Below are 14,994 nucleotides of genomic sequence, written 5' to 3'. Positions count from 1 at the left end.
TCCCATTCCCCTAATTTCATTCCCCATCGGACAAATCTTCCCCGCATCCAGCCGCGCGCAAGCACGACCGAACGACCTCTGGCAGAGGCGCATTACGGGCTTGTTGTCCGATAGAATCACGGAATAACGCGGGTTAACGCGGGATGGAAGGGGAAATTACGGGAAATTGTGGGAGAAGAGTGCAAATACTTGATTTTATGATGAATCTTCCTCGCCTATTTGCGCACACTCATGGTTAGCGTCACCGGCGTGGCAATTGGAATTGCTGGATAATTCCGGCGACTCCGTCTGTGTCGCAGCATTTTGACCGTCATTTCCCGCCTGGTCCCCAAAATCGGGAAATGCCTGAGTCAGGAGTCGATCAAATGCGGTGGTCGCACCGTCATACGGGCCCATGATATCGAGCAGAGCAGCATCGGCCACGAGCAGGACTTCGCCCCCGCCTATCGCGCATCGTGCCAGCAGATCGTCCTGCTCGATGACGCAATCGCGCGCCTCGCCAACACTGCGCCAGGTGCCCGCCATATTGACTGGGATAGGATCGCCGTTGGGATCAATGTGATAGAGGCCTTCGTCTTGCGTATCATCGAGCCAGAGTTCGAGTCCCCAATGGGTGAGAATAGGCGAGAGCAGCGCCACATCCTGCGGCCGCCTCCTGTCGCCGATGTGAAACCGGCTTTCGCCCGTCATCATCGGATCGGCGAAAAGCAGAAGCCGTCCGCCTCCGCGCACCCATGCATCCAGCGCGACATTTTCTTCAGCCGTCAGTCCGCGCGGCTGGGCCATCAGCAGCATATTGAAAGGCGCAAGTGCTTCAGGCGTCAGGTAATCGAGCGGAATGGGCTGGGCATGCTCTTCGATCACGTCGCGCGCCCAATGCGCATGCGCCTCACCGCGGATCAGATCGCCCATGCCATCGGCCTCCCCCCAATAAATCGGGATGGTGCCCATCAACGCCAGTTGCGGACGCGCCGGATCGGCCTGCGTGATCGCAGGCTCCTGCGCAGCAACAGGCGCGCTCAGCAGCAGCGCCAGTACCGCGAGTAGTCTATTGCAGCTGCGCATTGGACGGCGGGAGATCTTCGGTCGGCGGAGGCGATGGCGAGGCGCTCGTGGTCGGCGTCGGCTCAGCCGGAAGCTCCGGCACCACGCCCGCGTCGGACAGCGGATCGCGGGGCGCGGCGGTTTCGGTCGGCTCCACCGTCGGCGCTGCATCGGGCACGGTTATCGCTTCGGTCTGCTGCGCCCGGCTGATAACGATATCGGCAAGCCCGATCAACAAGACCATGGCGACGATGCCAAACAGGCCCACCTGCAAACGTTGCACACGTTCCGCACGCGTCCCGCCTAGCGGCACGTAAGGCGCGTTGTCCGCCTCGTGTTCGCGCATCATTTCATGTGGGTCGAATGCCATGGCGGGCAGTCTAACCGTTCAAGATGAACCTAGCCAGTCGAAAACGGGCAGGTCTTTCTTGCGCAGCCAATCGGCATTGTAGAGCGTTGAGAGATAACGAAAGCCGCTGTCGCATAGGATCGTCGCAACACGCGGGTTTGTGCGCCCATCCGCCACAAGCTGGCGACCAAGCGCGACTGCACCTGCCACATTGATGCCGCTCGATAGGCCGAGGCACAGCCCCTCCTCGCGCAGCAGGCGGGCGACCCAGTCGAGCCCCTCTTCGTCGGAAATGCGAAACTGCGTGTCGACCGGCGCATCTTCCAGATTGGCGGTGATGCGGCCCTGCCCGATACCCTCAGCCACGGATGAGCCTTCCGACTTCAGCTCGCCTTCCGCGTAGTAATTATACAGCGCCGCGCCATGCGGGTCGGTGAGCGCGATGCGGACGTTTTCGTCCTTTTCCTTCAGCCCCATGCCGACGCCCGCGAGCGTGCCGCCCGTGCCGACAGCGCATGTGAAGCCATCGACGCGGCCCTCTAGCTGCTCCCAGATTTCGGGCGCTGTGCCCTCGATATGAGCGCGACGGTTGGCGACATTGTCGAACTGGTTGGCCCAGATCGCATTGTCCATGTCTTCTGCAATACGGCGACTGGTGTGGACGAAATGATTGGGGTCGGCGAATTTGGTCGGCGGCACGGTAACCAGCTCTGCGCCCAATGCGCGCAGCGTGTCCATTTTCTCGCGCGACTGATTGTCGGGCATGACGATGATCGTCTTATAGCCGAGCGCATTGGCGACAAGCGCGATGCCAATGCCGGTGTTGCCTGCCGTTCCTTCGACGACCGTGCCGCCCGGCTTCAGTTCGCCGCGCGCCTCTGCATCGCGCACGATCCACAGCGCCGCGCGGTCCTTGACCGATGCGCCCGGATTGGCAAATTCGCACTTGCCCCAGATTTCGCATCCCGCCGCCTCGCTCGGGCCGGAAAGCAGGACGAGCGGCGTATTGCCGATGAGGTCGAGAGTATCGGTACGGACGGGTGCGTTCATCATGGCAGATGAGTTAGGCCTCACGCCGCGAATGCGCAACGCGATTGGTTCTTGAGGTGGCTAAACTTAATCCTCTTCGGCGATCGTCACTTTCAAACCGTCCAGCTCACCCGTGAATGGGATCTGGCAGGACAGGCGCGAATTGTCATCGCGGTGATCGCTGGAATCGAGAAGGTCGTCCTCGTCCTCGCCCATGTCCGGCAGCTTGTCCTTGAACGCGGGATCGACATGTACATGGCAGGTCGCGCAGGAACAGCAGCCGCCGCACAGTGCCAGCAGCTCGTCAAAGCCATTGTCGCGGATCGCTTCCATTACCGTCAGGCCGTCATCGACCTCGATTGTGGATTCCTCGCCTGCGCGGTTGACGACGGTAAGCTTGGGCATGGGCTTGCAATTCCTCTCTCTTGGGGCGAGGCGGAGCTAGGCAATCGCGCTGCACTTGGCAAGGATGGACAAAGGATGGGGCTGACCGCCGCTCAGATCAAAACCGCGCTGGACGAAGTGGCACGCCGCGAACCGGCGATTGCCGATGCGCTGGCGAAAGCGGGCTACCCTGAGCCGCGCATCCGGGAGACTGGCTACAAGACGCTGCTGCGCACCATCGTGGGCCAGCAGGTGAGCGTCGCTGCCGCCTCCAGCATGTGGAACAAGCTCGAAGCGGAGCTGGGCGAAGACTTCACGCCTGCCTGCTTGGTTGAACGCGATTTCGACACGCTGCGCGCCTGCGGACTATCGCGGCAGAAGCAGGGCTATGCCCGGTCTCTCTGCGAGCTCGTCAGCGCGGAAGAGGTCAATTTCGACAATCTCCCCGCAGACGATGAAGAGGCGATCGCAGAACTCACGAAGATCAAGGGCATCGGCCGGTGGTCGGCTGAGATCTACCTGCTGTTTGCCGAGGGTCGCCCCGACATCTGGCCCGCTGGAGACCTAGCGGTGATGGCAGGCATCGGCAAAATTCTCGGGCTGGAAGAGCGCCCAGACGAAAAAGCCACCCGCGCCCTCGCCGAACCGTGGCGACCCCACCGCGGCGCGACGGCGATCTTCACCTGGCATTGCTACAACAATCCGGCGCTTTAGGTTGGCAACACGCCTGCGGCTCCCTACCTCCCCCATCGGGACCAACCGGGAGCTTACATGACAAATTCCACCGCCGCTGACCGCGTATCTTCCACCAGGCTCATCAGCCGTGATGACCTGTTTGGAAATCCCTCCCGCGCCGGAGGCAAGATCAGCCCCGATGGCAAGTGGGTCAGCTGGATGGCCCCTTGGGAAGGCGTGATGAATGTCTTCATGGCCCCGGCAGACGATCCCGACAATCCGCGCCGCATGACCAGCGCCAAGGACCGCCCGATCCCGCAATATTTCTGGGCGCCCGATAGCCAGAGCCTGCTTTACATCCGCGACAAGGAAGGCGATGAGAACTTCCTGCTCTACACCGTTCCCGTCACGGCGGAGGAAGGTGCTGAGGAGAAATGCCTCACTCCCTTCGAGGACACGCGCGTGCAGGTCGTCGGCGGGTCCGAGACCATTCGCGACAAGATCCTGATCGGCCTCAACAATCGCGATCCGCGCTTTCACGATGTCCACCTGCTCAATCTGAACACGGGTGAGCTGGAGCTGGTGTTCGAGAACAATGAATGGGCCGGATTCGAAGCGGATGACAGCCTCACCCTGCGCTGGGCCGTGCGCCAGAATGCTGCGGGCGGCACGGACATGCATGAGATCGTAAATGGCGTTGTGGCGGAAGAACCGCGCGAGACCACCGGGCTGGACGATGCTCTTACCACCGGTATGGCGGGCTACACGACCGATGGCAGCGTCCTGTATTGGCTCGACAGCCGTGGCCGCGACACGGCCGCGCTATTTGCCGAAGATACCGCCACAGGCGAGCGCACGCTGATCGCCGAACACGACAAGGCGGATATCGGCGGCACCATGCGCCATGCCAAGACCGGCGTAGTGCAAGCCTATAGCGTTACGTACCTTCGCACCGAACATCACGCGATCGATCCGGACATCGGCTCGGCCTTTGCCTGGCTGCGTGAGCGGCTGGACGGTGATTTCGGCGTCCAATCGCGCACCGATGACGATCGCCGTTGGCTGGTGTGGAACGACCCGCTGACCGGCCCGATCGCCAGCTATCTGTTCGATCGCGATACCGAAACGCTGACGCAATTCTACGTGACCAAGCCGGAACTCGAAGGCGCACCGCTCCAGACCATGCACGCGCGTGAAATCAAAGCCCGCGACGGGCTGACCCTGCCAAGCTACCTCACCCTGCCCCCGCAATCTGACCCGGACGCGACCGGCATTCCGCAAGCGCCGGTCGCGATGGTGTTGCTGGTCCATGGCGGCCCGTGGGCGCGCGATGGCTATGGCTATAACCGCGCGCATCAATGGCTCGCCAATCGCGGCTATGCGGTGCTGAGCGTCAATTTCCGCGGCTCCACCGGCTTCGGCAAAAGTTTCATCTCGGCCGGCGATAAGGAATGGTCGGGCAAAATGCACGACGACCTCATCGACGCGGTCGAATGGGCGATCGAACAGGGCATTGCCGAGCGCGACAAGGTGGCCATTATGGGCGGCTCCTATGGCGGCTACGCCACGCTGGTCGGCCTGACCTTTACGCCCGATGTCTTCGCCTGCGGCGTCGACATCGTCGGCCCGTCCAATCTCGAAACGCTGCTGGAGACGATCCCGCCCTATTGGGAGCCGATGGTGAAACAATTTCACGAGCGCATGGGTGACCCCACTACGCCCGAAGGTGTCGAATTCCTGAAGTCGATTTCCCCGCTCTACAAGGCGAACGAAATCACCAAGCCGCTGCTGATCGGCCAGGGCGCGAACGATCCGCGTGTGAAGCAGGCGGAAAGCGACCAGATCGTGGAAGCCATGGAGCGCGACGGAGTGCCCGTCACCTATGTGCTCTTTCCCGATGAAGGCCACGGCTTCGCCCGGCCGGAAAACAACATCGCTTTCAATGCGATTGCGGAGAATTTCCTCGCCGAAGTGCTGGGCGGGCGCGCCGAGCCGGTGGGCGATGTACTGGAAGCCTCGACCGCCGAAATCCGCACCGGCAAGGAGCATGTGGGGCTGTAAAGGAGCTGCACCGCTCCGTTCGTCCTGAGCTTGTCGAAGGGCGTTTTCTGCTCGCCGTTGACCGTTTGGCCAGCTTCGCTTCCGACAAGCTCAGGACGAACGGACGTGGGAATTGACATTAATGTAAACAGCCGCCAGTCACGCTCTCATGACTGACTACAAAAGCATACTCATCACCGGAGGCGGATCGGGCATCGGGCGCGCTATTGCGCAGCGGTTTTCGCGCGGTGGATGGTTCGTCGGCCTCGCCGATATCAGCGAAGATGGCATGGCTCAGACCAGCGCATTACTGCCCGAAGGCACATGGTCTTCGCACATGCTCGACGTGCGCGAGCCCGAGCAGTGGGAGCGCGCGCTCAAGGAATTTCATGAGGCTTGTGGCGGGCGGATCGATTGCCTTGCCAACAATGCGGGCGTACCGCTGGGCGGCGATTTGGCGGATCTGACGACCGAGGAGATCGACCGCACGCTCGCGATCAATCTCAACGGCGTCATCTACGGCGCGCGTGCCGCCTATCCCTTTTTGAAAGAGGCTGCACCCGGCTCCTGCCTGGTGAGCACTTGCAGTGCCGCGGGCCTTTACGGGCAGGCGGGCATGACCGTCTATTGCGCCAGCAAATTCGGCGTGCGCGCGATCACCGAGAGCCTCGATGTCGAATGGGCGGCAGACGGCATCCGCGTGACCGATGTGATGCCCAGCTTCATCGACACGCCTTTGCTCGCGCAATCGAGCCATCATGGCGACAACACCCCGATCCGCGACCGCGTACAGGCGGCGGGCCTTGAGTTCACACCCGTGGAAGATGTGGCCGAGACTTTCTGGCGCGCGGTGCATGGCGACAGACTGCACAATCCCATTGGCGCAACTGCCAAGAAGATCGCTACTGCGGCGCGCTGGATGCCATCATACATCCGCAACAAATCGCGCGAACTGGCGCTCAAGGGTCTAAAACCCATGGGTTGACCAGCCCTTCCAATCGCATGATAGCGACGGTCAAGGGAGAGGCAGAAATGGCCACACAAAAGAGCATTTTCATCACCGGCGGCGGCAGCGGGATCGGCCGCGCGATGGCGCAGCATTTCGCAGCACAAGGCTGGCTCGTCGGCATTTCCGACCGCAACCAGCAGGGAATGGATGAGACCAGAGCGCTGCTTCCCGACGGCCAATGCCACACTTACAAATTCGATGTGACGGACCGCGCTGCGTGGGACGAGGCGTTGTCCGCTTTCACGCAGCACACCGGCGGGCGGCTTGATGTCCTCGCCAACAATGCCGGCTTGCCATCGGGCGGCCCGCTGACCGAGGTCACGCATGAAGAGCTCGACCTTCTGCTCGACGTAAACCTGCGCGCGATGTTCTACGGCGCGAAGGCCGCGTTCCCGTACCTCAAGGCGGCAGCACCCGGATCATGCCTCCTCAACACCGCCAGCGCGGCAGCGATTTACGGCATGGCGAACCAGAGCGTGTATGGCGCGACCAAGGCTGGCGTGCGCTCCATGACCGAAAGCCTCGATGCCGAATGGGCGCATCTGGGGATCAAGGCCCGCTCGATCATGCCCAGCTTCATCGACACGCCGCTGCTGCAGAACCCGCCCAACCGCAGCCGCAACACGCCGATCCGCGACAGCGTCATGAAAGCGGGCCTGGAATTCACTCCGGTCGAGCAAGTCGCGCAGGAAGCCTGGGACGCGGTGCATGGCGACAAGGTGCACACCCTCGTCGGCAAAACCGCGCGCAAGATGGGCTTTGTCGGCAAGTGGTTTCCCGGCACATTGCGCAAACGCGCCAAGACCCTGGCACAAGCGCATGAGGAAAGCGAAGGCCGCCCCGCTGAAAGTTAGCGCTCAGCAGCCGCCCAAGTATTCGAATGGCAGTAGATTTGGCGGAAATCTGACGCTGAATTTCTTGCAGGAATGTGCGTTTAAGAAGGGCAGGTTCGCCTGATGGACGACGGTTGCCGAAATACGGCCTTTTCTGCCAGGCTTAATCCACTTCTGCAAAGAACCTTGTCATTCCGATGGCCTCGAGTTCAGGCCGATCGATGACGTTATGGAAATCGACAGAAGCCTGCTAACACATCCAGAGAGCGCATGTTAATTCAGGGGGGAGTGCGATTATGCCGACGACTGCAAATGGCTGGGGTGTCGAAAGCCCTACCGACGCGATTCACCAGATTACCTGCGAACGCCGCGACCTGAAGCCGGAAGATGTCCGGATCACGATCAGCCATTGCGGCATCTGCCATAGTGACCTCCACTTCGCGCATGACGATTGGGGGATGAGTCACTATCCCATGATCCCGGGGCATGAGATTGTCGGGGTGGTCGAAGAGGTCGGCAGTGCTGTTTCTTCATTTGCCAAAGGTGACCGGGTAGCAGTCGGATGCATGGTCGATAGCTGCCAAAATTGCGAATTTTGCGATGGCGGCGAGGAGCAGTTCTGCGTTGAAGGATCAACGTTCACATACGGCGTGCCTGATCGGCATGGCGGCATCAGCCAGGGCGGTTACTCGGATCACATCGTTGTGCGTCAGGAATTTGTATGCAGAGTGCCGGATGCTCTCGATATGGCTCACGCGGCCCCGCTACTTTGTGCCGGGATAACGACCTACTCTCCGCTTAAGCGCTGGGGGGTCAAAGAGGGTCAAAAGGTTGCCGTGATCGGCATGGGCGGCCTCGGTAATATGGCGGTCAAGTTAGCGAAAGCCCTGGGAGCCGAAGTCACAGTAATCTCCCGCTCCAATGACAAAGAGGCCGCCGCCAAGGCTGCTGGTGCGTCTGAGCTTCTCGTTTCGACAGACGAAGAAGCGATGGGTGCTGCTGCCGGAAGGTTTCACCTGATCCTCGACACCATACCAGTCGGCCACTCGGTCGATAGCTATACACCGCTGCTGCGCCCCTACGGGACGCTGGTGCTTGTCGGTGCGCCGGAGCCTATACCGGAAGTTTCTGGCGGAACACTGATCTTCGGTAACCGGGCAGTCGCTGGCACCATGATCGGCGGAGTGAATGAAACGCAGGAAATGCTCGATTTCTGTGCTGAACATGGGGTCACACCGGACATTGAGGTGATAAAGGGAAGCGAGATCGCCAAGGCTTGGGATACCCTCGCCGCCGGTGACATGCCACATCGCTACGTGATCGACATCGCCTCATCGTGACACGCTGAACGCGCCCGGGGTCGTTAGTGGCTGGTCCGCTTGCTGGCAGCGCACCGCTAATAAGTTTGGACAGAAGCTGGGTGGAAAGCGGAAGGTCTGTTTCCAAATCTCGACTGAGCTAAAGCGAACGTTGCTTTTTGAGAATTCCGGACCGTAGCTAGCGGCCTCGCAATGGGTGTTCGAACAGGCTGTAATTAGGCATGGACGCGTTTGACACAGCAACAAGGCTAAGCAACGCATTGCCTCCATAACTGCTTGACTGCTCGTGACTTTCGACGCAATCGTCCGATGAATGACAGGAAAGGCGAGGGTGCGAAATGAAGCGGATTGCGGGGGTAGTATGTGGCGTGGGTCTGATGGGACTCTCGTCGTGCGGCGGAGGCGGCAGTTCATCTGCTCCACCGCCCAGCGGCGCGGTTACACCCACTCTCAACGTAAGCCTGTCGGAAAATTCGGGCTCCGTAACGGTCGCAGAAGGTGACGTCGCGACCTTAGGCTTCAATGCCACGTTCACCGGTTCATCAAATGATCCAATTGTTGCGGATATACAGATTGACGGCGACCAATTCGAACTGGCCAACGAAGTTACTCAATCGGGGAACGCTTTCTCTGTCAATATAACCAGCCGCCGCTTCCTCCCTGCACAAGAAGGCGAAGCTCGGATCACCTTTCGTTTATGCACGTCCAGCAGTTGTTCGACCGTCTATCCAGGCTCAACCCGCACATATACCGTTTCCTTCGATTTCAACCTTAATGATTGGGAACAGTTCCAGCGTGACGCCGACCATACGGGCTACGTTCCAGTCCGGTATGATCCGGACAGATTTGCTTTTGCATGGGACTATACTGATACTTTCCCAGACGGCCGTGTTCGTCCATCGGCGGCAACGGAAGGAATAGTATACACCACCTTTGCCCGAAACGGCGGCAGCGCTTACGACGGGACAGCGCGGGTCATCGCGTTCGATAGCGCAGACGGATCGATCATTGATACTTTCGATTTTGGAGATCAGTTTCATATCAGTGGACCAAGTTTGTCAGGCAATGGTCTGCACTTTGCCGCGACCGAGTTGGGCGGGCAGGATGGCATCTGGGTGCTTAACCGCGAGAATCTGAGTTTTCGTGACTTGCTTGCCTTTGAAGTTCAGTTCGTCGATTTTGAACAACCTTCAATAGAAGGCGAACGCATATACTTCTCTGGCGGCGACCAAGGTGGCCAAACCTGGTCTTTCGATGCAGCGGCGGGAACGACGCTTTGGAGGAGTTTCAGCGATAATTTCGGGATTTGGGGTGGCCAAGTTCTCTCATATGACGAAAACTCCATCTACAATTATCGCGGCTCGGTGCTTGAGGTGCTTGACAAGGCTACGGGCACTCTCACTGCGACTGTAGCAGACCCGGCATTTGAAGTTGGCCTCGATTATGAGGCAGCGACGGTACCCGATGGTGAAGGGCGACTGCTCCTGTTTTCAGGTGACAAACGCTTTTTAGGAAGCAACCAATTGATCGCTATCTCCCTAGAGAATCTGAATATTTTATGGCGAACAACGGCTCAGTATTCGACGGCTTTTGCCTTGCGGGATGGCATTATCTATGCTGTCCGTCAGGACGCTAGAGTGCTTTCGGCGATAAACGCCGCCGACGGTTCTGTTCTTTGGTCGACGCGGCTACCCGAGACTCCCAATCAGTTTGGGGAGGATCCTCTCGTGGGAAACGTTATTGTCACGGAAAATCTTGCGTTTGCTTCGTCGGCATCAAAGACTTGGGCAATCGACATAGAAGATCCTGAACACCCGATTGTTTGGGAAGCGGACACTGGCGGCAGATTGACGCTAACGCCAGATAATCTGCTGTTGACGACAAATGTGCCGTTCGATGCGAAGCTTACGGCATACCGATTGAACTGAGGCCCCCTTTCCGGCGATGTTCCCGCTCAACGGGCTGCGAGTTCACGAGCCCCGCAAACCGTTTTCGCCTTAGGGTAACCTAGGTCGGGACGCTAACGTCTGAAACTAGGGTCGATAACGGTCATGCCAACAGCGCGTCGATGTCCTTGGCCAGCTGCATATCCCGCTCGCTCAGACCGTCGGCGTCATGCGTGGTGAGGGTAATTTCGACTGTGTTGTAGACGTTGAACCATTCGGGGTGGTGATCCTGCTTTTCAGCGAGGATCGCGACGCGGCTCATGAATCCCCAGGCTTCCACAAAATCGCCGAATTCGAAGGTGCGTTTGATCGCGTCGCCATCCCGGTCGAATTCCCAGCCGTTGAGGCTTTTCATCGCGTCTTTCGCTTCGGCTTCGGTCAATTTGGCAACAGACATCGTCATTCCTTTTCTTGCGCGTTTCGCATCTCTTGCCCTAACGCATAGGGCGATGGAAATGTGCCGACTAGCCGCAAATGATCTGGCGTGCCGCCGCGGCGAGCGGTTGCTGTTTACCGGCCTTTCGCTGGAGCTGGCGGGCGGCGAGGCATGCCATGTGACGGGGCCGAATGGCACGGGCAAGTCCAGCCTGATCCGCATTCTCGCCGGGCTACTTCGACCCTTCGTGGGCACGGTGGAGAATTCGGGCAGCATGGCGCTGCTGGACCAGTCTCTCGCTCTCGATGAACATTTGCCGCTGGGAAAGTCCCTCGCTTTCTGGCGCGCCTTGGATGGGGCTGCCGATCGCGATCTGGCGCGCCTTGGTCTGGCAGACCTGTTGGAAGTGCCGGTGCGATATTTGTCCACTGGACAGCGCAAGCGGGCCGCCATCGCACGGCTGCTCGGCCAGAGTGCACCGATCTGGTTGCTCGATGAGCCACTGAACGGCCTCGATACGCAGGCCGTCGCATTGGTCGAGCAATTGGTTGCCGAGCATGTGGCGGCGGGCGGCATCGCGCTCATTGCCAGCCATCAGGCTATTGCCGTGTCCGGAATGCAAACGCTTGCCCTCCCCGATTTCGAGCCGAAGCCGGAGCCGGCGTGAGCACGATTGCTACCTTGCTGAAGCGTGACCTAGCCGCGCTGTTGCCTGGTTCGGCCAAAGGCAATTCGCTCCTGCCGCTGCTGTTCTTCCTCGCCGTGGCGATGCTCTACCCCTTTGCCGTTGGCCCCGATGCTGCGCTGCTCGGAGCGACGGGCGGCGGGGTGATCTGGGTCGCCGCATTGCTCGCTGCGATCCTCCCGCTCGACCGGCTGCTCGCGCCCGACGTGGAGAGCGGCTTCTTCGACCAATGGGCCTTGCGCGGCATTGCAGAGGAAGTGGTCGTGGCCGTGCGCCTGCTTGCCCATTGGCTCAGCTTCGGCCCCTTCATCATGCTCGCCGCGCTGCCTGCGAGCGCGCTCGTCGGAATCGACAACGCAACTCTGCATGTTGTGCTGCTGGGCCTGCTGGCGGGAACGCCCGGCCTTGCCGCCATCGGCATTATCATCGCGAGCGTTACGGTCGGCATCAAAGGCAATGCAGCGCTGTCCGGACTGCTCGTGATCCCGCTCGCAGTGCCCTTGCTGATCTTCGGCGCGGGCTCGCTATCCACCGGGGGCGAAGGCGGATTGGCCCTCACCGGCGCAATCAGTCTCGCGCTCGTGGCGATGGCGCCTTTCGCAGGCGGAGCCGCCATCCGCGCCAGTCGCGAAAGCTAGCTTTACCTCGCTGATTTTGCGGCGTAACCTTCGCATCAGAGGAACCGGGGAGAAAACGTTATGCTTCGTCTTGCCTTGGCCGCACTCGCGGCAACGACAGCGATTACCACTATCCAGCCGACACCGGTGGAAGCGCAGGACATGCAGCTTCCCGAAGGCGAAGTTGACCGGATGATGGCGATGCAAATGCTGGCGCTGCTTGCCGAAGATCCTGAAACCATTTCCTCGCTCGGCATCATCCCGCCCGGCGGACCGGATTCGCCCTACGCCCGGCTCACTTCGCAAGGGGCCGAGCGGTTTGCCCAGGCGCAGGCCATGTCGCGCCGGTTCTACGAACAGGCGAGCGCACTGGACCGCGCCAGCCTGCCTGAAGACCAGCAGCTCTCGCTCGATATCTGGCTCGCCTATCTCTCGGCCAGCATCGCCGTCGATGAGACCGGCCTCAATGGCTCCCCTTATGTCGTCGATCAGTTCTGGGTGCAGGACCTGCCCCGCCTGTTCCTGCGGACGCACCAGCTGAACTCGCCTTTCATGGCAGAGGCTTGGGTGCAGCGGATGGAACAGGTCGGTGATGTCGTCGCGGAAAGGGAAGCGCTGTTTGAAGCCGAGGCCGCGCGGGGCGTTCTGCCGCCGCAGATCATCATCGACAATGTGATTGCCGATATCGACGCGGTTCTCGAACCCGCTCCCGACCAGCATCCGATGTATCTGCGTCTTGTGGCCGATATGCCCGAAGATATTGCGGAGGATGAAGCTGAAGCGCTCCGGGCGCGCGCCCTGGCCGCGATTACCGATGGCTTCTATCCGGCCTATCGTTCGATGCAGGATGCCTTGCGCGGCCACCGTGACCATGCGCGCACCGAGAATGTCGGCATCCTTGGACTGCCCGATGGCGAAGAGCAGTATATTGCCCTCGCCCGTCGCTGGACCACAACCGACATCGATCCCGAAGCGGTGCACCAGCGCGGCCTTGAGGAAGTGGCGCGGATCAGGGGCGAAATGGATCGCCGGCTGACTGCGCTAGGGTTCACCGAAGGCACTTTCGAAGAACGGATGGCTGCCGCCTATCAGGAAGGCCTCTACGGCTATCCCAACAGCGAGGAAGGCGCAGAAGCCCTGCTCGCACGGACCGAGCAGATGGTCGATGATGCGCGGCGCATTACCGAACCCTATTTCACCCGCTTCCCGGAAGCCCCGGTGGAGACAATCCCGGTGCCTGTCAGCGCACAGGCGAGCGCGCCCAACAGCTATTCACGCCCCGCAGCCGATGGCTCGCGCCCTGGCGTGTTCAATATCAATCTCGCCGATCCTTCCCGCTATGGCGACATTTCCTATCCCAGCCTGGTCTATCACGAGACGATCCCCGGGCATCATTACCAGATCGCGCTGCAGCAGGAGACAGACCTGCCCCTCGTCCGCCGATTCCTGCCCTTCTCCGCCTATTCGGAAGGCTGGGGCCTTTATGTGGAAACCATTGCCGAGGACATGGGCCTTTACGAGGAGAACCCCATCGGCGTCCTCGGCGCGCTATCGAGCGAATTGTTTCGCGCCGCGCGGCTGGTGGTCGATACGGGCATCCACCACCAAGGCTGGAGCCGCGAAGAGGCGCAGGAATATATGGAGGAGACCGTTGGCGATCCCTCCGTCCGCGAAGTCGATCGCTACATCGTGTGGCCGGGGCAGGCGCTCGCTTACAAGACCGGGCAGCTGGTGATCGCAGACTTGCGCGCCGATGCCGAGGAAAGACTGGGCGACGACTTCGACGTCGCGCTGTTCCATGACGAGATCCTGCGCGAAGGCTCCATGCCACTCAGCGTGCTGGAAACTCAGATCGGAGCATGGATCGCTGCGCAGGAAGCGGAGCTTGCGAATTAGGCTTGAATGCTTTCGGCTAAGCGGGGCGCTGCTTGCCTAATCGTTTAAAACGAAGGCATCCCTCAGCGGGTCATATCTCAGGTCCAGCCCGGCGATTCTGAGTTCGTCCAGGGTGAGCGGCCGATCCTGCCTATCCCCACTCGTATTCACACGATCCTGTAACTGGGGATCCAGCTGCTCCACCGCGACCAGAATTCTGCCCAGTCCATCGATCTGAAAATCGACCGCACCGGCAACTTGCCTGCCAACGTAAAGATCCTTGGTAAAGCTGGGTCTTCCCGATTGGCGCTGCTCGGCCGCAAGGTCGAAATTGAGGGCCATCACGTCGTGACCACCTGCTATCGAGAAAACCGCGATGTCGGTTGCGACCTGGTCCTTCACGCGATCTTCCTCAGCCAGACCAGTCTCAACGTTCTCCCGAATATTATCGCTGAGAAGCAAAGGGGTTTCAGCCGATGCGAGTATCTCATCATCGGTGGCTTCCATGCCGTCCCTCAAGGCGGAAATACGGCTCGCGGCGCTGCTATATGAAGCCGTCTTTTCCGGGAGCGGAAAAGAAATCGGGTAACCATCAATTTCGTAAAGGTAGTTGGCCGTCGACCAGAATATGGAAGAATGGCCCTGGAATAGAAATGGCACGGCGGCCAGTGTGGCAAAGCCAACACCGAAAAGCGCCGGAAACCATATTCCTCTAGCCTGCATCAACTTGCCCCCTGCCAAGCCGATTAGCACAGAACATTGAATTTTGGAACCAAACTGCGCGCCTGACGGCTGGTTATCGCGGCGTTAACC

Annotated in this window: 15 protein-coding genes; 9 read left to right on the top strand and 6 right to left on the bottom strand. The window is 60.2% G+C overall.

Annotated features, from left to right (window positions below; genetic code table 11):
* Positions 1-195: 195 nt before the first annotated feature.
* The 4 genes from O2N64_RS08295 to O2N64_RS08280 form a co-directional block, all read right to left on the bottom strand.
* Entirely contained in the window at positions 196-1,065 is an 870-nt protein-coding gene (locus O2N64_RS08295) for an ABC transporter (protein ID WP_271077148.1), read from the bottom strand.
* Positions 1,049-1,414: a hypothetical protein gene (locus tag O2N64_RS08290; protein WP_271077147.1), complete on the bottom strand. Its 366-nt coding sequence runs from the start codon at positions 1,412-1,414 to the stop codon at positions 1,049-1,051. Before O2N64_RS08290 ends, O2N64_RS08295 begins: the two co-directional genes overlap by 17 nt.
* 18 nt (positions 1,415-1,432) lie before the next feature.
* Entirely contained in the window at positions 1,433-2,446 is a 1,014-nt protein-coding gene (locus O2N64_RS08285; RefSeq protein WP_271077146.1) for a cysteine synthase A, read from the bottom strand.
* 63 nt (positions 2,447-2,509) lie between these two features.
* The gene (locus O2N64_RS08280; protein WP_271077145.1) at positions 2,510-2,827 is read right to left on the bottom strand and encodes a 2Fe-2S iron-sulfur cluster-binding protein; all 318 of its coding nucleotides are present in this window, start codon (positions 2,825-2,827) and stop codon (positions 2,510-2,512) included.
* A 75-nt stretch (positions 2,828-2,902) separates the two neighbouring features.
* Here O2N64_RS08280 and O2N64_RS08275 point away from each other — a divergent pair, with 75 nt between their 5' ends.
* From O2N64_RS08275 to O2N64_RS08250, 6 genes are all read left to right on the top strand, one after another.
* On the top strand, positions 2,903-3,520 hold the full coding sequence (locus tag O2N64_RS08275; RefSeq protein ID WP_271077144.1) for a DNA-3-methyladenine glycosylase family protein: 618 nt from the start codon (positions 2,903-2,905) through the stop codon (positions 3,518-3,520).
* Positions 3,521-3,577: 57 nt separating this feature from the next.
* Complete coding sequence (locus O2N64_RS08270) at positions 3,578-5,542, top strand: S9 family peptidase (protein WP_271077143.1); 1,965 nt, start codon at positions 3,578-3,580, stop codon at positions 5,540-5,542.
* Between the two features lie 148 nt (positions 5,543-5,690).
* Positions 5,691-6,506, top strand: coding sequence for an SDR family oxidoreductase (locus O2N64_RS08265; protein WP_271077142.1), 816 nt, complete (start codon positions 5,691-5,693; stop codon positions 6,504-6,506).
* 47 nt (positions 6,507-6,553) lie between these two features.
* A complete protein-coding gene (locus O2N64_RS08260; RefSeq protein WP_271077141.1) occupies positions 6,554-7,384 on the top strand; it encodes an SDR family oxidoreductase in 831 nt (276 codons plus the stop codon).
* Between the two features lie 275 nt (positions 7,385-7,659).
* A complete protein-coding gene (locus O2N64_RS08255; protein WP_271077140.1) occupies positions 7,660-8,703 on the top strand; it encodes an NAD(P)-dependent alcohol dehydrogenase in 1,044 nt (347 codons plus the stop codon).
* A gap of 317 nt (positions 8,704-9,020) precedes the next feature.
* Complete coding sequence (locus tag O2N64_RS08250; protein WP_271077139.1) at positions 9,021-10,610, top strand: outer membrane protein assembly factor BamB family protein; 1,590 nt, start codon at positions 9,021-9,023, stop codon at positions 10,608-10,610.
* Positions 10,611-10,731: 121 nt separating this feature from the next.
* Here the strand turns inward: O2N64_RS08250 and O2N64_RS08245 are convergent, their stop codons facing one another.
* Positions 10,732-11,025, bottom strand: a complete 294-nt coding sequence (locus tag O2N64_RS08245) for a 4a-hydroxytetrahydrobiopterin dehydratase (RefSeq protein WP_271077138.1) — start codon at positions 11,023-11,025, stop codon at positions 10,732-10,734.
* Positions 11,026-11,077: 52 nt separating this feature from the next.
* On the opposite strand from O2N64_RS08245, the gene ccmA reads away from it, so the two are divergent.
* Genes ccmA through O2N64_RS08230 form a run of 3 tightly spaced genes read left to right on the top strand, consistent with a single transcriptional unit; the run spans position 11,078 to position 14,202 of the window.
* Positions 11,078-11,671 (top strand): heme ABC exporter ATP-binding protein CcmA, encoded by a 594-nt coding sequence (gene ccmA, locus O2N64_RS08240; RefSeq protein ID WP_271077137.1) that lies wholly within the window; start codon positions 11,078-11,080, stop codon positions 11,669-11,671.
* The gene (locus tag O2N64_RS08235; protein WP_271077136.1) at positions 11,668-12,327 is read left to right on the top strand and encodes a heme exporter protein CcmB; all 660 of its coding nucleotides are present in this window, start codon (positions 11,668-11,670) and stop codon (positions 12,325-12,327) included. The genes ccmA and O2N64_RS08235 overlap by 4 nt, the downstream gene beginning before the upstream one ends.
* Positions 12,328-12,387: 60 nt before the next feature.
* Positions 12,388-14,202 carry a DUF885 domain-containing protein gene (locus O2N64_RS08230; RefSeq protein WP_271077135.1) on the top strand — a complete coding sequence of 605 codons (1,815 nt, stop codon included), beginning with the start codon at positions 12,388-12,390 and terminating at the stop codon, positions 14,200-14,202.
* Between the two features lie 36 nt (positions 14,203-14,238).
* Here O2N64_RS08230 and O2N64_RS08225 read toward each other — a convergent pair whose 3' ends face one another.
* Positions 14,239-14,922 (bottom strand): hypothetical protein, encoded by a 684-nt coding sequence (locus tag O2N64_RS08225; RefSeq protein ID WP_271077134.1) that lies wholly within the window; start codon positions 14,920-14,922, stop codon positions 14,239-14,241.
* Positions 14,923-14,994 lie beyond the last annotated feature (72 nt).

It is taken from the genome of Aurantiacibacter sp. MUD61, from assembly GCF_027912455.1.
Taxonomy (GTDB): domain Bacteria; phylum Pseudomonadota; class Alphaproteobacteria; order Sphingomonadales; family Sphingomonadaceae; genus Alteraurantiacibacter.
Note: the sequence above shows the minus strand (reverse complement) of the source record. Positions and strands in the feature narration are given on the sequence as shown.